This window comes from Pseudonocardia nigra, from assembly GCF_019396355.1.
In the GTDB taxonomy this organism is placed as follows: Bacteria; Actinomycetota; Actinomycetes; order Mycobacteriales; family Pseudonocardiaceae; genus Pseudonocardia; species Pseudonocardia nigra.
On sequence record NZ_JAHKRK010000085.1, the window covers coordinates 1 to 21,906 of the forward strand.

Sequence of the window (21,906 nt, forward strand, 5' to 3'; positions counted from 1 at the left end):
CCGGTGCAGATCCAACCCGCCTACGATCGCCATCGGGACCTCCTCGAGCACCATCAGAACCACGGTCTGGTTCCCACGGGACCGATGTTTCCGTGCCGAGGGGGTCCCGCCACATGTCACCTTTCGACCAGACCTGTCGGACGAAACCGCCGTTCGTTCGTCAGGAGCGGGGCGTGGCGATCCGATCGGTCGCCCGGCGGCGGTGTAGCAGCGTCATCGCGGCTCCGGCGAGGAGCCCCCAGAACGCGGACCCGATCCCGAGGAAGCCGACCCCGGCCGCGGTCACGACGAAGGTGACGGCGGCGGCCTCGCGGCCGTCCGGGTCGGCGACCGCTGCAGCGATCGCGGCGGCCAGCGCCCCGAGCAGCGCGAGCCCGGCGACGGCCTCGACCAGTACCGGGGCGAGAGCAGGAGCACTGCCGTGGCCAGGCCGGCGCCCAGTCCCAGCACGCCCAGGCCCAGCCCGGTGGTGATCGAGGCGATCCAGCGCCTGCCGGGGTCGGGATCGGCGTCGGGGCCCGCTGCGAGCGCGGCGCTGATCGCCGCGAGGTTGACCGCATGCCCTCCGAACGGTGCTCCGGCGACGGTGGCGAGCCCGGTGGCGGTGAGGATCGGGCGCAGCGGTGGCCGGTAGCCGAACTGCGCGAGCACCGCCATCCCCGGCACGTTCTGTGCGGCCATCGTGACCAGGAACAGCGGCAACCCGATGCTCACGAGCGCCGTCGGCTCGAACACGGGTGGGGTCCACACCAGTACGGGGCGATGTCGATGGACCCGAGCCCCGGGGCGGTCAGTGCGATCGCCACCACGGCCACGGCGAGCGCGGCCGGCACCGCCCACCGCCGCGCGAACCGGCCGAGGAGCGCCCAGACCGCGATCACGGGGGCGGCCAGCAGCGGGACCTCCGCCAGCGCTCGCACCGGGGCCAGGCACAGGTCGAGCAGCACGCCGGCGAGCATGGCGCCCGCCACCGGCGCCGGGATCGCCGCGACCAGCCGGCCCAGCGCCGGCACGAGCCCGGCCACGACGACGAGCACCCCGCACAGCAGGAACGCCCCGACCGCTGCCGAGAAGCCGCCCGCGGGTGGCCCGGCCGAGAGCAGCAGGGCCGCCCCGGGTGTCGACCAGGCGATGCTGATCGGCACCCGGTGCCGCAGGCCAAGCACGACCGCCACGAGCGCGGAGCCGAGGCACACCGCGAGCAGTCCCGATGCGGCTTGCGCATCGTCGGCCCCGGCGGCCCGGAGCCCGGTGAGCACCACCGTGAAGGAGCTCGCGAAGCCGACGAGCGCGGTGACGACACCGGCGAACACGGGCTGCACGGACACGCTCCCTCCAGTCTCGTTCCGTTTACGGAACGAACGACGCGAGGGTGGACGATAGCCGCGTGCCACGGACACCGGCAAGCGAACGGTCCGCCCGCCCCGCCCTCGCCGACGGGGCGGACGTCGGGCGCCGGGTCAAGGAGCTGCGGGCCGAGCGGGCGATGTCGCTGTCGGAGCTGGCGCGCCGGGCGGCCGTGGGCAAGGCCACGCTGTCCGGACTGGAGGCCGGCACCCGCAACCCGACGCTGGACACGCTGCACGCCGTGGCCGCCGCCCTCGACCTGCCGCTGACCGCCCTGCTCAGCAGGCAGGCGAGCACCATCCGCGGCGCCGCGGTGGAGATGGACCTGCTGCGCGTGTTCGACGACGGCCCGGTGACCTACGAGCTGTACCGGATGCGGGTGGCGGCGGGCGTCGTGCAGACCTCGCCCGCGCACCATCCCGGCGTCACCGAGCACGCGAGCGTGCACAGCGGCGAGCTGCGCGCCGGGCCGGTGGACGCGCCGGGCTCGGCCGGCCCGGGCGGCTACGTGGAGTGGGCCGCCGACGTGCCGCACGTCTACGCCGCTGCCGGTGCCGAGGACGTGCTCGGCACCCTGCTCATCCGCTACCCGGCGGCGCTCACGACCATGTGACCCGCGCGCGTTCCGCCAACCGGACGAACAGCGACGGGTCGCCCTCCAGGACCGGTTGTTGCCGCCCGCGGTTCCACAGCAGCAGGTAGAGCTCGCCCGCCGCCCCGCGGACCGTGCAGTCGGCGCGACCGTCGCCCCGGTGGGTGCGGGCGCCGTGCGGGCCGAGCGTGACGAGCCAGCGCTCTTCGGCGTCGCTGGCGCCACCAGCAGCCGGAACGGCTCGTCGACGCGCAGTCGTCCGGGCCGGGCCATGAAGCCGCAGAGCAACTCGTCGATCCCGTCGACGGCGAACCCCGGTGCGTACGTGGGCGTGCGGTCACCGGCCTGCTCGGCATCGGCGCGGTGGATCGCGGCCTCGTGCGCCTGGCGGCGGGCCCAGAACGCCAGCGGTGACGGCGCGGGCAGGAAGCTCCAACACTGCAGATCGGGCGGGGCGGCCCGAAGGGCGGCGACCAGTGCGGCGTGCTGCTCCCGGTACCACTCGACGGGATCGCCTGCCGGCATCTCGACCAGCTCGGCGTCGGGGGCGGCGGCGGGGTCGGCCCGGGCGAAGGCGGCGGCCCAGTCATGCACGCCGCCGGTGTGCGCGAGCAGATCGCGCACCGACCAGCCGGGGCACGCGGGCACCGGCGCCGCCGGGCCGGCTCGTGCCGCCGCGGCGGCGAGTGCCGCTCCCTGCCGTTCCAGCTCGTCGACGTGCTGCGTCACATCCACGCCGGGAGGGTCGCACGCGCCACCGACAGGGCCGGGCCCGAACAGCACCGTGCGCGGGTACGAGCGGCGACGCGCTCGTACCCGCGCACGGGATTGCGGGAGCACCATCCCGCCCGGTGGGGAGCGCCGGGCGGAACGTGCCGGTGCGGGAGCTCTCCGGACTACTTGTAGATCCGCATGTAGTCGACGTACATCTCGGTGGGCTGCGGCGAGCCGCCGTCCGGGAAGTAGTCGAGCTGGATCGTGGCGTGCATCTTCCCGGGCGGCATGGTGTTGCCGTCGGTGCTCTCGAACCACTTCTCACCGTCGATGTAGCCGGTGATCCGTCCGTCGACCCACTCCACGGCGTAGTTGTGCCACTGGGTGATGTCGATGTTCTTGTGGGCGTACTTCTGCTTGTTGTCGTGCCCGTAGTGCAGGAAGAACGAGACCTTCTCGGACGCGCTGATGGTCTCGGCGAAGTCGATCTCGCCGCCCTCCGGCCAGTCGTGGTCGGACGGCCACAGGATCAGCACCGGGTGGTACTGGCTGTCGCCCTTGGGGAACTTGGCCCGCATCTCCCACTTGCCGAAGCGCTGGCCCTCCTTCCAGGCCATGCCGCCGGTGTTGCCGTCGGAGTCGCCGCGGATGACGAGGGAGCCGTTCTCCACATTGATCGCGTCCGAGGTGCGGCGGCCGTTGCCGGCGTGGCCTGCGCCGTTGTACGCGCCCCACATGGAGCTCTTGCCGCCTTCGAACTCGTCGCCGCCGACGAGCGTCCAGCCGTGCGCCGCGGCGGCCTGCGTGCCGTCGCCGTTGCTGCTCGCGGCCTGCGCGCGGGCCGCTTCCTCGTCCTGCCGGGCCCGTTCGCGCTGGGCTTCCCGCTCCTGCTCGGCTTCCTGGGCACGCTGCTCGGCGCGGCGTTCCGCCTCGGCAGCGTCCTCCTCGGCTTCAGCGGCCTCGGCGGCCGCGGCGGCCTCGGCTGCGGCCGGGTCGGGCTCCGGGCTGGTCGGTGCGGCCTGCGTCGTCTCCGACATCGGTTCGGTCGTGGGTGCGGCGCTGACGGTCGTCGGGTCGGCCTGGGTGACGACGCTGCTCAGCTCGGGGGACGCGAGCGCCTGGTCGTCGCTGGGCTGCACCACGGTGGCGATCGTCGTCGCCACGAGTGCCACAGCTGCGCCGACGGCCAGCGGGGCCAGCCTGCGCGTCATGGAGTTCTTGGGGAGCGGTGTGGTCGTGACGGCGGCGTCCGTGTCGCGCGTCGCTCGGTGTCGCCCGGTGGACACGGTGGGGGAGCCGTGCTCAGCGGAGATCCGTGCGATCAACTCGGTCGGGGTTTCCGAGTGACCGTCCGCACCGGAGGATGTCCGTCGCATGGGGCGGAACACTAAGAAGATGACGACGGGTGATCGCCGAACCTGAGAGCTCTGGTTGCTCGTCCGCGCCCACAGGTCGATCACGCGCGCCAAAACGCAGCGAAACGGTCGAACGGGCACGGTGCCGTACTCCGTTCGGAGCAATCCGACTCTCAGCAGCGCTCAGCGGCCGTCCTCGATCGGGTGAAGTAGCTCCGTTAGCCGATTGTTACCGCCGCTGGGCTGCGAGAAGGTGGGGGGCGATGCTCCCCGCTGCTCCCCCGGGGGGTGCGTCCTCGTACCGGTCGGTCGATCCGTCCACGCGTGTGTCCGTGCCCCCGAACGACCATGTCCTCCTGGCGCTGCCCCCGACCGCCGCGTCCGCCTCCGTGCTGCGCAGCCTCCGCTCGGAAGGTGTCACCGTCAGCCCGGTGAGCGACGGGATCGGCGTGCTCGACGCCATCCGCTCGCGCGACCCGGCCCTCCTCGTGTTCGACGTGGAGCTGCCCGGTCCGGACCAGGCCGCGGTGCTCGCGGCCGTCCAGTCCGAGGTCCCGCATGTGCCGGTGATCGCCGTGACGCCCCGCGAACGGCGCGCGGGCCTGCTCGGCCAGCTGCGTGGCGACCGCGACGACTACCTGCTGCGGCCGTTCGCCGTCGACGAGCTCGCCGCCCGCATCCGGCTGCGGCTGCGGCTCGGCGCCGACGTCGAGAACACGTTGCTGCGCCTCGGCGAGCTGGTGGTCGACACCGACCTCGCCGAGGTGACGGTCGACGGGCAGGCCGTGCCGCTCTCGCCCACCGAGTACGCGCTGCTGATGGCGCTGCTCACCGCGCCCGGCGAGGTCCGGTCGCCCGAGCGCCTGGCGAGCCAGGTGTGGTCGGAGCCCGCGTCGGTCAACCTCGTGCAGGTCTACATCTCCTATCTGCGCCGCAAGATCGGCGCGGAGCGGATCCGCACCGTGCGCGGCGAGGGGTACGTGCTGGAGGCCTGACGCGCTCAGCTGAACGCGGGACGACCGGTCGGTAACTCTTCGGGTGGCATTTCCGCTGGTCGGTGTACCTGGACCGGTCCGGTGCTATTCGATGCGCACAGGCGCGGCAAACGGGGTGCGGCGCCACGAGGGCGCGGAGGCGGCCATGGACTTCGGTCTGTTCAGCATCATCGGAATCATCATCGGCGGATTGATCATCGGCCTGATCGGCAAGGCGATCGTCAAGGGTCGCCAGGACATCCCCCTCTGGCTCACGATCGTCGCCGGCATCGTCGGCGTGCTGATCGGCTCGGCCATCGCCGGCGCGTTCGGCTGGGAGACCGCGGGCATCTGGAACATCGGCGAGCTGATCCTGCAGATCGTCGTCGGCGCCGTGGCCGTGGCGGCCGCGGCAGCCCTGTACCCGAAGGCGGTGGGGGCGCGCCGCTGAGCGCGGTATGTCGCGAACGCGGCCCGGTCTCCCTCGGGGACCGGGCCGTGCCGCGTCCGGGTCAGGAGAGGAAGCGGATCGTCAGCGGGTAGCGGAAGCTCCGCCCCGACGATGCACGCACGGCCCCGACGACCACACAGATGGCGTAGAAGGCCAGGTAGGGCAGCAGCAGGACGATTCCGATGATCAGGAACGCCAGCAGCCCGAACAGGACGCTCCAGACGAACGCGTTGATCTGGAAGTTGAGCGACTCGATCGCGTGCCGGCGGACGTAGGCCGAGCTCCCGCCGCGCAGCAGCAGCACGACCAGCGGCGCGACCAGGCCGAGCGCGAACCACGCCGTGAGGAAGCTCCCCAGGTGCGCGGCCATCGCCCAGTTGCGGTCGTCGGTCGGGACGGGTTCGGCATAGCGCGGATCGCCGCGCGGGGGCCACGACGGGCCGGGCTGCGAGGTCATACCCACCATTGAACGCGCCCGGCCCGCCGCGTGCCGGTTCTCGCGGCTGCTATCCGTCGAAGGAGCGGGCCGCGGCCAGGAACGCGTCGTTCTCCTCCGGTGTCGACACGGTCACCCGGCAGCCGTCCGGCGCGAACGGGCGGACGACCACCTTGTGGTCCAGGCAGTGCGCGGCGAACGCGGCGGTCCGCTCGCCGAGCGCGACCCACACGAAGTTGGCCTGGGTGGGCGGCACGGTGTAGCCGGCGGCGAGCAGGGCGTCGCGCACCCGCACCCGCTCGGTGACGACCTCTGCGCACGCGGCCAGCAGGTTCTCGGCGTCGTCCAGTGCCGCGATCGCGGCGGCCTGCGCCACCGAGTTCACGCTGAACGGCGAGCACACCTTGCGCAGCGCGGTGGCCACCTCGGGGGTGCCGAGCGCGTACCCGACCCGCAGCGCGGCGAGGCGGTAGGCCTTGGAGAACGTGCGGAGCACGACGAGGTTGGGATGCGCGTCGAGCAGCGCGGTGCCGTCGACGGCGGCCGGGTCGGTGACGTACTCGTGGTAGGCCTCGTCGAGGGCCACGAGCACGTCCGGCCCGACGGCGGCGAGGAACCGCTCCAGCTCGTCGCGGGTGACGACCGTGCCCGTCGGGTTGTTGGGGCTGCACACCATCACCAGGCGGGTGTTCGGGGTGACCGCCGCGGCCATGGCGTCGAGGTCGTGGCGGAAGTCCGCGTCGAGCGGCACGGTGCGCATCGTGGCGCCACCGATCTGCGTCACGATCGGATAGGCCTCGAACGAGCGCCAGGCGAACAGCACCTCGTCGGAGGGCTCGCGGCAGGTCGCCTGGACCAGCTGCTGGCACAGGCTCACCGACCCGCACCCGATGGCGATCCGCTCGGCGGCCATGCCCAGCTCGTCGGCGAGGCGCGCCGTGAGCCCGGTGACGGCGAGGTCCGGGTAGCGGTTGCCGGCCGCCGCGGCCTCGGCGATGGCGGCGAGCACCGGCGGCGTCGGCGGGAGCGGCACCTCGTTGCTCGCCAGCTTGATGGCCCCGGGGATCGCCCGGCCGGGCACATAAGCGGGGAGGGTGTCGAGGTCGGGGCGGATCAGGGTCATGCTGGTCACCGTATCGGCGCCCGGAAGGTCTCCGGGCGTCCCGCCGTGCCACCCTGTGGGCATGACCGACATCCGCACGGAGACCGTGCCACTGGTCGACGGCAGCGCGTTGCGGCTCACCGTCGCCGAGCCGGTCAGCGCGATCCGCGGGGGGATCGTGGTGCTGCACGAGGCGCGCGGCGTCACCGAGGCCGTGCGTGGGCTCGTGCAAGGGCTCGCCGGCGAGGGATGGCTCGCCGTCGCCCCCCACCTCTACCACCGCGACGGCGCCGACGAGCTGGCCGACACGGCGGGTGACGCCGAGGTCCAGCAGCAGGTCGACCGGCTCGACGGCGAGCAGGTGATGGCCGACACCGACACGGCCTTCGGCTGGCTCGCCGATCGCGACATCAGCGCCGACCGGATGGGCGTGGTCGGGTTCGACCTCGGCGGGTCCGTCGCGCTGCTGGTGGCCGCGAAACGCACGCTCGGCGCCGCCGTCACCGTGGCGGGCGAGGGTGTGTCGACCGCGCCGTCGAGCGACCTGTCCGCCCTGATCACCGCCGCTCCCGGCCTCACCTGCCCCTGGCTGGGGATCTACGGCGAGTCGGCCGACGGCCGGGTGGACCCGGAGATCGGCGAGCTGCGCGACGCCGCCGCCGCGTCCGGAGTGGCCACCAACGTCGTCGTCTACCCGCGCAAGGGCTACCGCTTCGACGACGACCCCGAGGTGGCCGCCGACGCCTGGCAGCGCACCCTCAGCTGGTTCGACTCGCACCTGCGCTGACGCCGCACCGGGTACGGCACACACCGAGTGCATGCCGCACACACCGTCGGCGGTGTGTGCGGCGCCGGGACGGTGTGTGCCGCCGCCGTGTGGTGCGGCCACACATCCCCGGGGACGGGGCTGTGGTCCAGCCGACCCTGGCGCTCCCCGCCCCTGGATTGCATGCTGACCGGCATGGCTGCGTCCGAGACCCCCGACGTCCTGTGGGCTCCCGACCCCGACCACACCGGGCCCATGGCCGAGTTCATGGCGTGGGTGCGGGAGCACCGCGGGGTCGACGTGCCGGACTACGCCGCGCTGCACGCGTGGTCGGTGGAGGACCTCGAGGCGTTCTGGTCGGCGGTGGCGGAGCACCTCGGCGTCCGCTTCCACGCGCAGCCCACCGCGGTGCTGGGCTCCACGCAGATGCCCGGGGCGGAGTGGTTCCCGGGCGCCACCCTGAACTACGCGGAGCACGCGCTCGCCCGCGACGACGACGGCGTGGCGATCGTCTTCGCCCGTGAGGACGGGCTCGAGCGCACGGTCACCCGTGCCGAGCTGCGCGACCTCGTCGGCCGCGCACGGGCCGGGCTCGTCGAGCTCGGGGTGGGGCGCGGCGACCGCGTCGTGGCGCTCGCACCGAACTGCGTCGAGACGCTGGTGGCGTTCCTCGCCACGGCGAGCCTCGGCGCGACCTGGTCGTCCTGCTCGCCCGACTTCGGGGCGCGGGCGGTGCACGACCGCTTCGCCCAGATCGAGCCGGCCGTCCTGATCGCCGTGGACGGCTACGTCTACGGCGGCAAGCGGTTCGACGTGCGGGCGAACGTCGACACCCTCCGCGGGCAGCTCCCGACGTTGCGTGCCACGGTCCTCGTCCCGTACCTGGACCCGGAGGCGGCGCTCGACGGCACGGTGCCGTGGTCGGAGCTCACCGCCACGCCCGCCGAGCCGGCCTTCGAGCCGGTGCCGTTCGACCACCCGCTGTGGGTGCTCTACTCCTCGGGCACCACGGGGCTGCCCAAGGGGATCGTGCACGGCCACGGCGGCATCGTGCTGGAGCACCTCAAGGCGCTGCGGCTGCAGATGGAGCTCGGGCCGGAGGACCGGTTCTTCTGGTTCACCACCACCGGCTGGATGATGTGGAACTTCCTCATCGGGGGGCTGCTGGCCGGCACCCCGATCGTGCTGTTCGACGGCAACCCCGGCCACCCCGACCTCGGGGCCCTCTGGCGGCTCGCCGAGCGGCACGGCGTCACGTACTTCGGGACCTCCGCCCCGTTCATCCAGGCGAGCCTCAAGGGGGGCCTGCGCCCTCGGGAGCAGTACGACCTCGGCGCGCTGCGCGTGATCGGGTCGACGGGTGCGCCGCTCTCACCCGAGGGCTTCCGCTGGATCGGGGACGCGGTCGGCGAGCAGGTGCAGATCTGCTCGGTCTCCGGGGGCACCGACGTGTGCGCCGCGTTCGTCGGCTCCGCGCCCAACGTGCCGGTGTGGCTGGGCGAGATCTCCTGCGCGTCCCTCGGCTCGGCCGTCGTCGCCTACGACGAGTCGGGCAAGGAGCTCATCGACGAGGTGGGCGAGCTGGTAATCAACCGGCCGATGCCGTCGATGCCGGTGTCGTTCTGGAACGACCCGGACGGCAGCAGGCTCCGCGAGGCCTACTTCGACGAGTTCCCCGGCATCTGGCGGCATGGCGACTGGGTACGGCAGACGCCCCGTGGCTCGTACGTGATCTACGGGCGCAGCGACTCCACCCTGAACCGGGGCGGGGTGCGGATGGGCACGGCCGACTTCTACTCGGTGGTGGAGGGCTTCGAGGAGGTCCTCGACTCGCTCGTGATCGACACCACCGAGCTCGGGGCTCGCGACGAGGGCGCGCTGCTCTGCTTCCTCGTGCTGGCGCCCGGCGCGTCGCTCGAGGACGTGGAGCCGCCGCTCCGGCGGGCCCTGCGCACCGAACTGTCGCCGCGGCACGTCCCGGACCGGTTCGTCGTGGTGGACGCGGTGCCGCGCACCCTCAACGGCAAGAAGTGCGAGGTCCCGGTCAAGAAGATCTTGGCGGGCGTGGCCCCGGACAAGGCCGTGAGCCGCGGCGCCCTGCAGAACCCGGACGCGCTCGGCCCGTTCCTCGCCCTCGCGACCGGGGGGTGGTGAACCCGCTCGACGGGCCTGTGTACCCTGGTGCGTGCTGGAGGCCGAGAGGCCCCGGGAGGCTTCGCCTAGTCTGGTCTATGGCGCCGCACTGCTAATGCGGTTTGGGGTCACCCCCCATCCCGGGTTCAAATCCCGGAGCCTCCGCCCCGGTGCAGTCGGGTGAAACCGGCTGCGCTAGAGTACGGACAACTGAAGAGCACGCGCCCGTAGCTCAACGGATAGAGCATCTGACTACGGATCAGAAGGTTAGGGGTTCGAATCCCTTCGGGCGCACAAGATCGGATCTAGCCCTGACCAGTAGCAACGGTCAGGGTTAGATCTTTTATCGGACCAGGAAGACGATCACGATCCACGATCTGATCAACGAGCCCTGCTAGCTTCCGCAGCGATGACCGCGGCGCGGGCCCAGAACGCGGCCGCGGTCTCCTTGCGTTCATCGGGGAGGACGTCGGAGGTGTTGCCCAGCTTCTTGACGTCGACGTGGACCAGCTCACCGGGCCGGTCGCGTTCGTAGCGGCGTACCGGTTCGCGCACCGCCCGGCCGGTGGCGCGGTCGAGCTCGGCCAGCCGCGCGACCCGGTAGCGGCGCAGTACGGCGTAGACGGTCGAGGCGGCCATCCGCAGGCGCCCGGCGATCCGGGCCGGCCCCCAGCGTCGGGCCACGCGCAGGCCGAGGATGCGTCGTTCACGGCGGATCGGCAGCTGCCGCGGCGAACGTCGGGGCCGACTGGAGCGGCGTGCATGCCCGCCTCGCCGTGGGCGCGGTAACGGGCCGCCCACCGCGCCGCGCACGGCACCGAGACCTGGAACCGCTCGGCCGCCCGCCGCAGCGGCCAACCGTCCTCGACGATGCACCGGGCCAGGCGCAGCCGGCCGGCCGGGGTCAGCGGGGCGTTACGGTGGGACACGAGGGCTTCCTTGCGGTTCCGGTGCAGATGTGGTGATCCACACCGAACCCGGAGGCACTCACCTACCTCGAGATCATCCGATCTCGTGTCCCGCTGTCACCAACCTCCGTGGGCAGTACAAGCCTAGCTCTGCAGGACGTCCTTGACGAACACGATCCCGTCGTTCCCGGCCAGGTGGGCCGGGTCCAGCGGAGAGTAGCCGTAGTAGGGGGACACGCGGGGGGCGGGCCGTGCGTCGCCGAGGGCGGTGGCCAGCCGGGGGGCGTCGACGACGTAGCGGTCCTCCGGGAGCGCGTACAGGAGTCCTTCGACGGTGTCCGGGGGCGGGGTGTCCACTCCCTGGTGCCGGATCGTGCCGAGGGCCGTGGACAGGAAGGCATACCCCTCGCCCAGGTGCGCGCTCACGAGCGCGCCGGCGCTCCACCACTCCAGCGGCAGGTCGCCCATCCGCATCGTGCTCTTGTCCCGCTGGAGATGGCCGTTGTGGGCGTGGGCCAGCGCCGGTCCCCACTCGGCGACGGCGAGAAGGTTGTCGGCCATCATCTGGGCCCGCAGGCTCACCAGCCGCGTCATGCGGCTCGGTGACGTGTCGGCCATCCAGAAGTGGTAGCGCAGCAGGCCGGTGGCGGTGCGCCCGTACAGGCGTGCCCGGTCCCAGTCGTCCCGCGAGGCCGCCGTGATCAGGTGCGGCGTCTGCGCGTCGAGCAGCACCACGAGATCGTCGGCGAGCAGCCGCAGTTCCCTGGCCTCGGCCGACTGCCCCACGGACTGGGCCGGGTCCATCATCGCGGCTGGATTGGTCCACCGGTCGTCGGCGCCGAGCAGGCGGTCGAGCGTTTCCGCGGTGCAGGGGAGCAGGTCCGCGCCCACCCAGGCCGCCAGGTAGCCGTGGAGTGCGGTGAGGGCCTGCCGGGGGCTCGCGGCGCCGGTGATCTCCAGCGGGCCGTCGAAACCGGCGAAGTGAAGCCGCTCGGACGCGGGCCGACCGTCGTTGTAGGCGCGCATCCAGCGCACGAGCTCGCGGTTGGCCGCAGACCCGTTGAACCACCCGTGGCTGAATCCGCGCTCCATGACCTCGTCGAGGGTGCCCGTGCCCGAGGTGACGTAGTCGTCCACGACCAGGCCCATCATGCAGTCGCTCTCGATCGCGATCGTCCGGTAGCCCTCCTGCTCGACGAGTTGCCGGAAGAGCTCGTTGCGCAGGTCGAGCAGAGTGTCCTCGCCGTGGGTGGGCTCGCCCAGGGCGAGCAGCCGCGGCCGGGCCGGGAGCAGCCTCATGACGGCGGCGGCCTCGACGGCATGGGTGTGCTTGATGTCAGTAGCCATGCCTTTAATGATATCGTTGAACCTTCGCTTGAAACTTTTCGTGATATCGGCAGGCCAGTGGGACGAAACCTTCAAAACGGCGAGCGGCTCAGGCCGGTTGATCTGGCGCGCGAGCACGGTCTGTCCACGCAGGCGATCAGGAACTACGAGGAGGCCGGCATCCTTCCGGCCGCCGGTCGCACACCCCACGGCTACCGCACCTATACCTCGCTGCACGCGCGGGCCCTGCGCGCGTTCCTCGCCCTGGTGCCCGGCCACGGTCACCAGACGGCGACGTCGATCATGCGGGCGGTGAACGAGGGCGCGGCCGAGGGGGCGTTCCGCCTCATCGACGAAAGCCACGCCCAGCTCCTCGACGACCGGCGGACCCTCCAGGCCGTGGAGAGCGCCCTCCGCGACCTGGAGCCCACCGCGGTGTCCGAGCCAGCCGCGGTGTCCGAGCCCGGCGGCACCTTCATCGGGCCGCTGGCACGGAAGCTCGGTATCCGGCCCGCGACGCTGCGCAAATGGGAGCGCGCCGGGCTGGTGCGCCCGCGCCGCGACCCGCGGACCGGGTACCGCGTCTACGACGAGGCCGACGTGCGGGACGCCCGGCTGGCCCACCAGCTCAGGCGGGGCGGCTACCTGCTGGAGCAGATCGCCCCGCTGATCGCCCAGGTGCGGGCGGCCGGCGGGCTGGAGCCGCTGGAGGCCGCCCTGCGCGACTGGCGCGGCCGGCTGTCCGCCCGCGGGCGCGCGATGCTGGCCGGGGCCGCCGAGCTGGAGGCGTACCTCCGCGAGCGCGGATGAGGCTTCGGCCGCCAGCCAGAAGCGGAGCTCCCAGGGCAGACACGGCCGTTCGGGCTCATGACACGTTTCTACCGGCACCCCTACGTCGAGCACGACATCGCGACAACCTTCACCTTCCCCCTGGTCGAGCGCTTCTTACCAGCGCCCCCGCTCCGCGCGCTGTCCAACGCGGAGAACGCTCAGGTAGCGACGTGATGCTCGATCGTCCATCCGGGTGCGGATGCATTCGGCGATGGCGTCGAGCAGGGGCTCACGGACGTCCGGCTCGAGCCTGCGGTACAGCGATGTCGAGCGAAGGAGATCGGCAAAGCCGTTCCCGTCGAACCACTGAACGGTCGGGTACCAGCGCACGATCGGCGGGCCGAACAGGTCGCCGGGACCATCGACCAGCCCCCAACCGCGGTCGGTTGTGCGCACGTCGTCCTCGAGCGGCGGATGACACCAGCCGGAGTTCCCAGGGGAGAACCGCTCGTGGAGATCGGCCGTCTCGGCGTACACCTCCGGCTCTCCCGGCCTGCGGACGACAACGTGGCCGAGCAACGCCATCCAACCCCCGGGATCCAGCACTTCGCGCGCCCGCTGCCAGCCGACCGACGGATCGACCCAGTGCCACGCCGACGCCGCCACGAGGACACCGAATCGACGACCGCGGTCGTCCCACTCCTCGAACGTCGACCTCTCGACGTCGACGTTGCCGAAGTCGGCGAGCCGTTGGCGAGCGAGTGCGGCCATTCCCGCGCCCGGCTCGACGGCCGTCACCGAGCACCCGAGCGCTGCCAGCGAGCGCGTTGCCTGGCCGGTACCGCAGCCCACCTCGAGCACCGACCCGTTGTCGGCCATGCCAGTGATGGCGACGAGGTCCGCGAACAGCTCGTCGGGGTAGCTCGGTCGGACCCGGTCGTAGAGCTCTGGGACTTCGTCGAACACCCGACCGAGGTAACGTTGATCCGGGCCTGCCATCACACCGTCCTGCCGAAACTGTCGCCGAGTGCGGATCATGGAGAAGTACTTCGCGCGCCGGCGTTGGTCGATCAAGTAGTCAGTAGGGACCAGGATGAGGCGTTGGGCGATCGCTCCAGGCCGAACCGGGCGGACGGATCTTCAAGCTCGACCGCCCAACATCGGCCACCCCGCGACGGGTTCCCGCTCGAAGGAGCACCAGATTTCGCGAACTCGCGCACTTTCGTGTTCGACGTCCTCGCCATGGGCGGAGAGGACCTGCGCAGCTGCCCGTACTGGGCGCGCCGCGAGCACCTCGAGCGGCTCCTCCGCTGCGCTGCGCCGCCGTTGGCCCGGTCGCGGACGCGGCGTAGTCGCGCGAGGTCGCTCAGGCGCTGCGCCGCGGTGCGTGCGCGCCCCCACGAGGGGTGACACATGAGAGAACTCCTTTTCATCGATGCCCGCGAGCACCTGGGTTGCATGCCGAGACAGGCGGCGGCGAGGTGCTCGATGGCGATGACCGGCTTGCCGGACTCGACGAGCCGGTCGCGCAGGCCGAGCAACTACTCGACGGCGGCGGGGTGGAGGCCGGTGGTCGGCTCGGCGAGGATGGCGACGCCGCCCTTGTCGGCGGCCGGCGCGCGCGCTTCATCTTCAACCTCGGGGCCGTCTGCACCGCCGGCGAGTCGAGCCGGGTTGATCATGAGTGCAGCCCTTGGCCGATCACGCTTCCGTCGAAGGAAGAAGATCGACACAAGGGCTGCGGTGGACGATGTGCACGACATGCTCGGGCGGCGGCGTCGGGGGAGCCGGCCGCCGAGTTCTTCGCAGGTGGTCGCGACGCCGGGCATCATCGCCCGAAGCGATGACGGGACGGCTCAGCGCAGCTCCTGGATGCGGACCAGGTTGCCCGCGGGATCGCGGAAGGCACAGTCGCGGATCCCGTACGGCTGCTCGGTCGGCTCCTGGACGACCTCGGCGTCGCCGGCCTGCACCTTCTCGAAAGTGCCGTCGAGGTCCCGGGTGGCCAGCAGGATCCAGCCGTAGGTGCCCTTGGCCATCATCTCGACGATGGTGCGGCGCTCGTCCTCGGTGACCCCGGGGTCGGCGGCCGGCGGGGCCAGGAGGATGGACGTGCCGGGCTGGCCGACGGGACCGACCGTGATCCAGCGCATCTTGCCCTGTCCGACGTCGCTGCGGACCTCGAAGCCGAGGACGTCGCGGTAGAAGGCCAGGGATGCGTCCGGGTCGTCATGGGGGAGGAAGCTCGTGTGAATGGTGATGTCCATGACGATCACGCTAAATGCGGCTCCTTGCCCGCGCTTCTCGATTCCTGATCGATCTCGCCGCCTGTTCGCCACATACGGTCGCATCCCCGCCGTCGCCGCGTCCCCCAGCATCTCCTCAACCGCTCACGAGCCGGGACAGCGCCTCCTCGCGTGGTGACGTCCGTGGCCGAGGACGACCTGCGCGACGAACCTGCAGGTCGACGATCAGCCGATGTCCTGAGCGCCCCGCTCAGGCGCCCTTGCGGGCCTCGATGAGCGTGCGGGAGGAGTGGGCGACGAACGCCCCGTCGCGGCGGATCCGCTCGTGCAGCTCGCGCAGCCGGTCGCGGTGACCGTCGACGGTGAACCCGGGGACGGTCCAGATGACCTTCCGGAGGAACCAGACGACGGCGCGGATGTCGAAGAACTCCATCCGCAGCCGTTCGGAGCGCAGGTCGACCACGCGCAGGCCGGCGGCCTCCGCCGCGGCGCTCTCGTCCTCGGGGTGCCGCTTCCGGCGCGCCTCGGGCTGTGTCCCGAGGAAGTACTCCACCAGCTCGAACACGGTGGCCGGGCCGACGTGCTGGGCGAAGTACGTGCCGCCCGGCCGGAGCACCCTCGCGATCTCGGTCCACCACACGGTGGCCGGGTGCCGGCTCGTGACGAGGTCGAACGCGGCGTCGGCGAACGGCAGCGGCGGCTCGTCCGGGTCGGCGACGACGACCACGCCCCGCGGGTGCAGCAGCAGGGTGGCCTTGGCGAGGTTCGGGGGCCACGACTCGGTGGCCACCATCGTGGGCGGGAACGCCGTCGCTCCGGCCAGGACCTCGCCGCCGCCGGTCTGGATGTCCAACGCGGCCGAGGCGCCCGCGAGCCGCCGGGACATCAACCGCTGGTAGCCCCACGACGGGCGCTGCTCGGTGGCCCGGCCCGCCAGCCACGAGAAGTCCCACCCGTCTACAGGCGCCGCCTCGGCCTCGGCCACCAGGTCGTCGAAGCTGCGGTCCATGCCCTCACGATGGCAGCCCGCCGGGGACGCCGATACCGGAAATCGCGCCCTCCCCGGCGTCGCGCGGCTCAGCCGGTTTGCTGCGCGTCCCAAGCTTCGGCATGGTGTTGAACCGCTCGGCCAGCGGGGTGTCCGACGGAGCCTGCGGCCAGTAGGCGGCGAAGTTGTCGTAGGTGCGGCGGTCGAGCAGCAGCGCGTCCGGGTGGGCCAGGTGCGCAGTGATCGCCGCACCCGCCTTCGCTCTCGGCCGCGGTTCAGGCGAGGTCGACCGCCGCAGGCGCCAGCCTCGCCCAGCTCCGGTCGTCACCCCAGAGCGAGGCCGGATCGACGTACGGGCGCAGGAGCGCGACGAGCTCCGGATCGTTCCGGCCCGCCAGATCGTCGGACGCGACCTTGCGCGCGACCCCGGCGATGAAGTCCGCGACCTGGACCCGCGGGTCCGTGCGGGACTCGACGAAGCACAGGCCGACCGGCCGGCCGCCCGGTGTGCCCGCCAGGTGGGCGATGGTGGCCACGCGCTCCTGTGTGAGGGCGGTCTGCCGGTCGTGGACGACGGACACGGCCAGCCGGCCGCCGTCGCTCCACCGGTCGACGGCCCGGACGATCGCCGGGACGAGGGGGTCGAGCAGCCCGCCCCCGCCGCGCGGATCGCCGAGCTCCAGCAGGACGGCCCCGGCCTCGGCCGGCATGCCCGTGCGCAGGGCTCGGACCGTGTCGGCGAGGGACCCGGCGGCTCGGGCGTCCTGCCGGTTCCGCGGGCGGAGCACGTCGTTGGCCGCGGCGAGGAAGGCGTGCCAGTGCGCGCGGTGCGGTGCCTCCCGGCCCGCCCGGTACAGCGCACGGGCGGCGTCCGAGCCCGGCGCGCCGTCCCCGACGAGCCGGTCGACCAGCAGGAACGCCTTGTCGACGAGGTGGACGCAGGCCGCCCCGCCGAGCGGCCCCCGCGGCCCGAGCAGCCACACGAGGGCCGACCGGTGCTTCTCGCGGAGTAGGTAGTTGGCCTTGTACTCGAGCGCAGGGGAGCGGATCCGCCGCCGCAGCTCCACGACGCAGCCCGCCGCCGACTCCGGCGTGAGGTACACGCTGGCGTGGGCGAAGACGTCGGTCTCCCCGCCGACGAGCTTCTCGCCCTCGTAGCCGGACTCGTCGCAGGCGATCTCCCGTGGCGCGGGTCCGCTCTGCATGGGCCGGCTCCTCCTCGACCGCCGCCGGCGCGGTCGCCGTCCACCCTGCCACCCGGGGCGGCAGCGGCACATCCGACTTCGCCGACCCGCGGAGGATGATCGGTCGGTGACCACCGTGACGGCGCCGGACGGGACGCGCATCGCCTATCAGATCGGCGGGGAGGGCCCGCCGCTGCTGCTGCTCGCCGGGCAGGCCGGATCGCATCGGTGGTGGACCGGGGTGCGGGCGGACTTCGAGGCCTACCGGACGACCGTGACGATCGACTACCGGGGCATGGGGGAGAGCGACAAGCCCGACGTGCCCTACAGCACGCAGGGCTTCGCCGCCGACGCCGTCGCGGTGCTCGACGCGCTCGGGTTCGAGCGGGCCGACGTGTACGGCACGTCGATGGGCGGGCGCGTGGCCCAGTGGATCGCCGCCCGGCACCCGGAGCGGGTGCACAGGCTCGTGCTGGGCTGCACCTCGCCCGGGGGTGAGCACGGTGTCGAGCGCAGCGCGGCGGTCCGCAAGGCGCTGGCCCACCCCGATCCGGCGACGAGCCGCGAGGCGCTGCTCGACTTGATGTACACGCCGCAGTGGCGCGAGCGGCACCCCGGCCCGTACTGGACGCTCGGCGACCCGGGCATGCCGCGGCACGCCCGCAGGCGGCACCTGGTCGCGAGCGCCGAGCACGACGCCTGGGCCGCGCTCCCGCAGATCGTCGCCCCGACGCTCGTCCTGCACGGCGACGCCGACGAGCTCAACCCGTTCGCCAACGCGCGCCTGCTGGCCGACCGGATCCCGCACGCCAGGCTGGAGGTGCTCGCCGGGGCGCGGCACGCCTACTTCGAGGAGTGCCGCGCCGAGGCCGGGCGGCTGGTCAGGGAGTTCCTGGAGGCGCCGCAGGAGTGACGGGCCGCGCGAGCCGCCGGGCGAGCACGCCGCCCTCGCGCAGCCCGCGGGCGTGCTCGGCGGATCCGGCGAGGCGGTCGGTGAGCCGGTCGACCTCGGGCTGCTCGCCCCGCACGCGCGGGCGCCCGGTCGCGGCGCGCAGGCCGTCGGCGACGCCCAGGTGGTAGGCGGCCGTGGCGGGGGCCGCCGCGAGCAGGGCCCGGCTCTCGGCGCTGAACGCGACGGCGCGCGGGTTGCGGGTGCGCAGCGCCGCGGTCCAGGACGCCTCGAGCAGCGGCTCGGCCCGCCCGGGCGGGCTGACGCGGGCGAGCACCGCGCTGCAGTGCGCGACGCCGGAGACCGACCCGACGCGGCGGTACCACTGCAGCGCCAGTGTCTGGTGGTGGGCGGCGGCCGCGGTGTCGCCCGCACGCGCGTCCGCCATCGCGAGGATGTTGCGGATGAACGCCACCATGGACGGGGAGTCGATCCGGCGGGCGATCGCGAGCGCCTCGACCAGCCGCTGCCGTCCGGGCTGGACCTGCCCGGCCAGCGACAGGACGCTGCCGAGCCGCATCAGCTGCATGCACTGGGCGTGCGGCCACCCGCCGTGCAACGCCAGCAGCAGGGCCCGTTGGTGCTGGTCGGCGGCGTCGCGCCAGTCCCCGCGGACCTCCGCCGCGTAGCCCAGCAGGTCCAGGGCGGCGAGCTGCCCGGCCGGGTCCGGCAGGTCCTGGAAGACGGCCAGGGACCGGTGGCCCAGCTCCTCGGCCGCGTCGATCGCCCCGAGCAGGAGGTGCCGCCGGGCGGTGACGAGGTCGGCGAGCGCGATGCCCCACCGGTCCCCGGCGGTCCGCAGCGCCGCCAGGGCCGGGTCGAGCAGCTTCGCCGCGGCGTCGTGCTCGCCCCGCTCGGTGCGCCGGTCGGCGAGCAGCACCATGGCGAGCGCCGCGAACTCGCCCGGGTCGGCCGGTGCCGCGGCGTCGGCGTCGGCGAGCGCCAGTGCCTCGTCGCGTTCGTGACACGCCAGCGCGGCCGCCCACAGGCGCGCCGCCCGGGTGGCCGGGCCGTCGGGGGCGGCGCCCGACTCCGCGTCGGCGAGCAGGTCGAGCAGCAGCCGCCGGCCCCGGCCGCGGTCGCCGGCGAGCCACCAGCCCCACGCGCACCGGACCGCGAGCCGCAGCGCGGCGTCCAGGTGCCCGTTGCGGGCCAGCCAACCGATCATCTCGGGCGGTTCGAGCACGCCGGGCCCCGCCGACTCGGTGTGGGTCCTGGCCCGTTCGGTGTGCAGGATCTCGGCGTGCACGGCCCGCAGCGCGGCGGAGGGCTCCAACCCGGTGGCGGCGGCCAGCTGCCTCCGGCCATCGTCGTAGGTCGCGAGCGCCTCGGCCCGCCTGCCCTGGGCGTCCAGCGACTGCATCAGGACGGCCCGCGCGTCCTGCCGCAGGGGCTGCTCGGTCACGAGCGCCGCGGCCAGCGCGCCCGCCGACGCCGGGTCGCCCGCCTCCAGCGCGGCGCGCGCCTGCAGCTCCCGCGCCGACCAGACGAGCTCGCGGGCCCGGGTGGCCGCGGCGAGGGCGAACGCGTGCTCGCCGACCGGTGCGTACGGTTCGCCGCGCACCTGCACCAGCGCGCCGTCGAGGAGCTCCCGAGCCGCCGCGGCCTGGCCCGCGGCGAGCAGTGCCTGCGCCTGCCCGACCGCGTCGGCCAGCACCTGGTCGTCGCTCTCGCCCGCGCCGACCGCCAGGCGATAGCCGTCGCCGACGAACGTCAGCCGCTCCGACTCGAGCGTCAGCGTCCGGCGCAGGTGCGACACCCGCGCCTGCAGTGCGTTGCGTGACGGCTCGCCGTCCGGGCCCCACACCAGCCGCGCCAGCCGGGTCACGGGAACGGACTCGTTGCGGTGCGCGAGCAGCCCGGCCAGCACGACGAGCTCCCGGCGGCCCGTGACGCGCAGCACCTGTCCGGCCCGCTCGACGGCGAGCGGACCCAGCACGAGGAACCGCATGGTGCGACGGTAACCGGCCCCCGCTGACGTGGTGCTGACTTCGCGGACGGCGCCGGTTGTCGGGGCGGCCGCCGCCACGACAACGTGCGGGGTGTGACCGCCACGCTCGTCCATCTCGCGCTGGTCCTCGCCGTGATCGCGGCCGTCGGGGGCAGCCGGGGCCCGTCGGGTTGCCTGCGCGCGGAACTACGACAGGGTTGGCGGGTGCTGTGCCGGATCGGTGAGACCCAGCAGTACCTGTGGCGGCGCCACATCGACGGCCCGCACCGCGAGCCGACCGAGCTCGATCGGCGGTGGTGACCCCGCGCAGCGTGCGCCCGCCGGGCGACCGCACCCGCGTCGGCCCGGCCCGCTGTGGCACGACGCGCGGCCCGGGGCGCAGCGCCCGGAGGTCGGGGCCGTCAGGACGGTGGGCGGGCACGTCTGCTCCATTGCGGTTCGACCTCGGCCCACTCGTCGTCCAGCCTGCGGCCCGCGCTGCGCTCGACACCCGCCCGCACGACGGCGACCAGCGCCGTCGCCGCGGCGAGGACGCCGACCGCTGCCACGAGCCCGGCAGCAGCGGCGTCGGACGCGTGCGGCGGTTGGGCGACGACCGCGCCACCTGCGTCGACCCAGACCGCGATCTCCCGGCCCGCGCGGGTACCGCCGGGAACGTCGACCTCGCCCAGCCGGCCGGTCCCGTCCGGTGCGGTCCACGCGGCGAGGGCCGGCACCCGCGGCGGCACGAGCGTGTCGGTCGACGAGTACGCCTGCGGCGCATCGGCCAGGACGACGGCCTCGGCCGGCACGGGCACCGGTCCGCCCGGCTCGAGCCGGTCCCGGTACACCGAGGCGGCGGCGACCGCGGCGGTCACCGACACCAGCAGCGCCAGGACGGCGAGCGCGGGGCGACGACCCATGTGGTGAGCGTCGGTCGCGGCCGGGTGGCCCGGCAACGGTCGGCCGCGCCGGCGTCAGCGAGCCGTCAGACCCCGCCGGAAGCGCGCAGGACCGCCCCGGTGACGTACGACGCCTCGTCCGAGAGCAGCCACAGCACCGCCGCCGCGATCTCCTCCGGCTCGGCGATCCGCCCCATCGGGACCCGCGCGACCACGCGGGCGGGGCGGTCCGGCTCGCCGGCGGCGGCGTGGATGTCGGTGTGGACGGTGCCGGGCGCGACCGCGTTGACCCGCACGCCGTGCGGCGCGACCTCCTTGGCCAGCCCGACCGTGAACGCCTCCACCGCCGCCTTGCTCGCCGCATAGTGCACGTACTCGCCGGGTGCGCCGAGGGTGGCCGCGACCGAGGACACGTTCACCATCCGGCCGGCCGTCCCGCGCTCCTCCCAGCGGCGCACCGCCTCCTGCGCGCAGAGCATCGTGCCCAGGACGTTGACGTCGAGGACCCGTCGGAAGGTGTCGGCCGACGCGTCCCGGAACGGGCCCAGCGGCCCGGTCACGCCCGCGTTGTTGACCACCGCGGTGACCGGGCCGAGCGTGGCCTCCGTGGTGTCGAACAGGGTCCGCACGGCGGCGGGCTCGGCGACATCGGCCCGGACCGTCACGATCCCGGGCAGGTCCGCGCGCAGCCGCTCCGCCGCCGCGTCGTCGTGGGCGTACCCGACACCCACCGCGTACCCCCGCTCGACGGCGCCGCGGGCGACGGCGGCGCCGATGCCGCGGCTGCCGCCGGTGATCACCACAACTCCTCGGTCCATCCCGCGAGTCTGCG

At 73.5% G+C, this 21,906-nt stretch carries 21 protein-coding genes, 2 tRNA genes and 3 pseudogenes; 11 read left to right on the forward strand and 15 right to left on the reverse strand.

Annotation, left to right across the window (positions count from 1 at the left end; genetic code table 11):
* Positions 1–160 precede the first annotated feature (160 nt).
* Together KME75_RS45040 and KME75_RS45045 are read right to left on the reverse strand one after the other, a co-directional pair.
* Positions 161–750 (reverse strand): annotated as a pseudogene (locus tag KME75_RS45040) (benzoate/H(+) symporter BenE family transporter).
* A complete protein-coding gene (locus KME75_RS45045; RefSeq protein ID WP_219416536.1) occupies positions 711–1,328 on the reverse strand; it encodes a benzoate/H(+) symporter BenE family transporter in 618 nt (205 codons plus the stop codon). Before KME75_RS45045 ends, KME75_RS45040 begins: the two are co-directional and overlap by 40 nt.
* 59 nt (positions 1,329–1,387) lie before the next feature.
* Here KME75_RS45045 and KME75_RS20775 point away from each other — a divergent pair, with 59 nt between their 5' ends.
* Positions 1,388–1,960, forward strand: a complete 573-nt coding sequence (locus KME75_RS20775; RefSeq protein WP_219416537.1) for a helix-turn-helix domain-containing protein — start codon at positions 1,388–1,390, stop codon at positions 1,958–1,960.
* Between the two features lie 129 nt (positions 1,961–2,089).
* Here KME75_RS20775 and KME75_RS46855 read toward each other — a convergent pair.
* A pseudogene (locus KME75_RS46855) lies at positions 2,090–2,782 on the reverse strand (maleylpyruvate isomerase family mycothiol-dependent enzyme); the annotation flags it as partial.
* A 53-nt stretch (positions 2,783–2,835) separates the two neighbouring features.
* Positions 2,836–3,864, reverse strand: coding sequence for a glycoside hydrolase family 16 protein (locus tag KME75_RS20785; protein WP_219416538.1), 1,029 nt, complete (start codon positions 3,862–3,864; stop codon positions 2,836–2,838).
* Between the two features lie 476 nt (positions 3,865–4,340).
* Here KME75_RS20785 and KME75_RS20790 point away from each other — a divergent pair, with 476 nt between their 5' ends.
* Together KME75_RS20790 and KME75_RS20795 are read left to right on the forward strand one after the other, a co-directional pair.
* On the forward strand, positions 4,341–5,003 hold the full coding sequence (locus tag KME75_RS20790) for a response regulator transcription factor (RefSeq protein ID WP_308282939.1): 663 nt from the start codon (positions 4,341–4,343) through the stop codon (positions 5,001–5,003).
* A 43-nt stretch (positions 5,004–5,046) separates the two neighbouring features.
* On the forward strand, positions 5,047–5,433 hold the full coding sequence (locus KME75_RS20795; RefSeq protein ID WP_246632502.1) for a GlsB/YeaQ/YmgE family stress response membrane protein: 387 nt from the start codon (positions 5,047–5,049) through the stop codon (positions 5,431–5,433).
* A gap of 61 nt (positions 5,434–5,494) precedes the next feature.
* Here the strand turns inward: KME75_RS20795 and KME75_RS20800 are convergent, their stop codons facing one another.
* A complete protein-coding gene (locus KME75_RS20800) occupies positions 5,495–5,890 on the reverse strand; it encodes a DUF4870 domain-containing protein (protein ID WP_246632503.1) in 396 nt (131 codons plus the stop codon).
* 49 nt (positions 5,891–5,939) lie between these two features.
* Entirely contained in the window at positions 5,940–6,992 is a 1,053-nt protein-coding gene (gene hisC, locus KME75_RS20805; RefSeq protein ID WP_219416540.1) for a histidinol-phosphate transaminase, read from the reverse strand.
* Between the two features lie 61 nt (positions 6,993–7,053).
* Between hisC and KME75_RS20810 the strand changes: the two genes are divergently transcribed.
* The 4 genes from KME75_RS20810 to KME75_RS20825 all read left to right on the forward strand — a co-directional run bounded on the left by KME75_RS20810 (position 7,054) and on the right by KME75_RS20825 (position 10,164).
* The gene (locus tag KME75_RS20810; RefSeq protein WP_219416541.1) at positions 7,054–7,758 is read left to right on the forward strand and encodes a dienelactone hydrolase family protein; all 705 of its coding nucleotides are present in this window, start codon (positions 7,054–7,056) and stop codon (positions 7,756–7,758) included.
* A 174-nt stretch (positions 7,759–7,932) separates the two neighbouring features.
* A complete protein-coding gene (locus tag KME75_RS20815) occupies positions 7,933–9,891 on the forward strand; it encodes an acetoacetate--CoA ligase (RefSeq protein WP_219416542.1) in 1,959 nt (652 codons plus the stop codon).
* Between the two features lie 54 nt (positions 9,892–9,945).
* Positions 9,946–10,035, forward strand: a tRNA-Ser gene (locus KME75_RS20820).
* A 56-nt stretch (positions 10,036–10,091) separates the two neighbouring features.
* Positions 10,092–10,164 (forward strand) — tRNA-Arg (locus KME75_RS20825).
* A 123-nt stretch (positions 10,165–10,287) separates the two neighbouring features.
* Here KME75_RS20825 and KME75_RS20830 read toward each other — a convergent pair.
* Both KME75_RS20830 and KME75_RS20835 read right to left on the reverse strand, forming a co-directional pair.
* Positions 10,288–10,799: pseudogene (locus KME75_RS20830) on the reverse strand (helix-turn-helix domain-containing protein); the annotation flags it as partial.
* A 123-nt stretch (positions 10,800–10,922) separates the two neighbouring features.
* The gene (locus KME75_RS20835) at positions 10,923–12,125 is read right to left on the reverse strand and encodes an erythromycin esterase family protein (protein WP_219416544.1); all 1,203 of its coding nucleotides are present in this window, start codon (positions 12,123–12,125) and stop codon (positions 10,923–10,925) included.
* Positions 12,126–12,182: 57 nt separating this feature from the next.
* Between KME75_RS20835 and KME75_RS20840 the strand changes: the two genes are divergently transcribed.
* A complete protein-coding gene (locus tag KME75_RS20840) occupies positions 12,183–12,914 on the forward strand; it encodes a TioE family transcriptional regulator (protein WP_219416545.1) in 732 nt (243 codons plus the stop codon).
* A gap of 135 nt (positions 12,915–13,049) precedes the next feature.
* Here the strand turns inward: KME75_RS20840 and KME75_RS20845 are convergent, their stop codons facing one another.
* Entirely contained in the window at positions 13,050–13,841 is a 792-nt protein-coding gene (locus KME75_RS20845; protein WP_219416546.1) for a class I SAM-dependent methyltransferase, read from the reverse strand.
* Positions 13,842–14,329: 488 nt separating this feature from the next.
* Here KME75_RS20845 and KME75_RS20850 point away from each other — a divergent pair, with 488 nt between their 5' ends.
* Positions 14,330–14,722 (forward strand): hypothetical protein, encoded by a 393-nt coding sequence (locus tag KME75_RS20850; RefSeq protein WP_219416547.1) that lies wholly within the window; start codon positions 14,330–14,332, stop codon positions 14,720–14,722.
* Positions 14,723–14,731: 9 nt separating this feature from the next.
* Here KME75_RS20850 and KME75_RS20855 read toward each other — a convergent pair whose 3' ends face one another.
* The 3 genes from KME75_RS20855 to KME75_RS20865 form a co-directional block, all read right to left on the reverse strand.
* Positions 14,732–15,142 carry a VOC family protein gene (locus KME75_RS20855; RefSeq protein WP_219416548.1) on the reverse strand — a complete coding sequence of 137 codons (411 nt, stop codon included), beginning with the start codon at positions 15,140–15,142 and terminating at the stop codon, positions 14,732–14,734.
* A gap of 229 nt (positions 15,143–15,371) precedes the next feature.
* Complete coding sequence (locus KME75_RS20860) at positions 15,372–16,130, reverse strand: class I SAM-dependent methyltransferase (RefSeq protein ID WP_219416549.1); 759 nt, start codon at positions 16,128–16,130, stop codon at positions 15,372–15,374.
* A 254-nt stretch (positions 16,131–16,384) separates the two neighbouring features.
* A complete protein-coding gene (locus KME75_RS20865) occupies positions 16,385–17,314 on the reverse strand; it encodes an NAD-dependent protein deacetylase of SIR2 family (RefSeq protein ID WP_219416550.1) in 930 nt (309 codons plus the stop codon).
* A gap of 106 nt (positions 17,315–17,420) precedes the next feature.
* Between KME75_RS20865 and KME75_RS20870 the strand changes: the two genes are divergently transcribed.
* Positions 17,421–18,206 carry an alpha/beta fold hydrolase gene (locus KME75_RS20870; RefSeq protein ID WP_308282940.1) on the forward strand — a complete coding sequence of 262 codons (786 nt, stop codon included), beginning with the start codon at positions 17,421–17,423 and terminating at the stop codon, positions 18,204–18,206.
* Here the strand turns inward: KME75_RS20870 and KME75_RS20875 are convergent.
* Entirely contained in the window at positions 18,175–20,193 is a 2,019-nt protein-coding gene (locus tag KME75_RS20875) for an AfsR/SARP family transcriptional regulator (RefSeq protein WP_219416552.1), read from the reverse strand. The two genes, KME75_RS20870 and KME75_RS20875, sit on opposite strands and share 32 nt — an antisense overlap.
* Positions 20,194–20,286: 93 nt before the next feature.
* Here KME75_RS20875 and KME75_RS20880 point away from each other — a divergent pair, with 93 nt between their 5' ends.
* Positions 20,287–20,493, forward strand: coding sequence for a hypothetical protein (locus tag KME75_RS20880; protein WP_219416553.1), 207 nt, complete (start codon positions 20,287–20,289; stop codon positions 20,491–20,493).
* Positions 20,494–20,594: 101 nt separating this feature from the next.
* On the opposite strand, the gene KME75_RS20885 is transcribed toward KME75_RS20880, so the two are convergent.
* Together KME75_RS20885 and KME75_RS20890 are read right to left on the reverse strand one after the other, a co-directional pair.
* The gene (locus tag KME75_RS20885; protein WP_219416554.1) at positions 20,595–21,095 is read right to left on the reverse strand and encodes an Rv1733c family protein; all 501 of its coding nucleotides are present in this window, start codon (positions 21,093–21,095) and stop codon (positions 20,595–20,597) included.
* A 65-nt stretch (positions 21,096–21,160) separates the two neighbouring features.
* Positions 21,161–21,892 carry an SDR family NAD(P)-dependent oxidoreductase gene (locus KME75_RS20890; protein ID WP_219416555.1) on the reverse strand — a complete coding sequence of 244 codons (732 nt, stop codon included), beginning with the start codon at positions 21,890–21,892 and terminating at the stop codon, positions 21,161–21,163.
* Between the last annotated feature and the right edge of the window lie 14 nt (positions 21,893–21,906).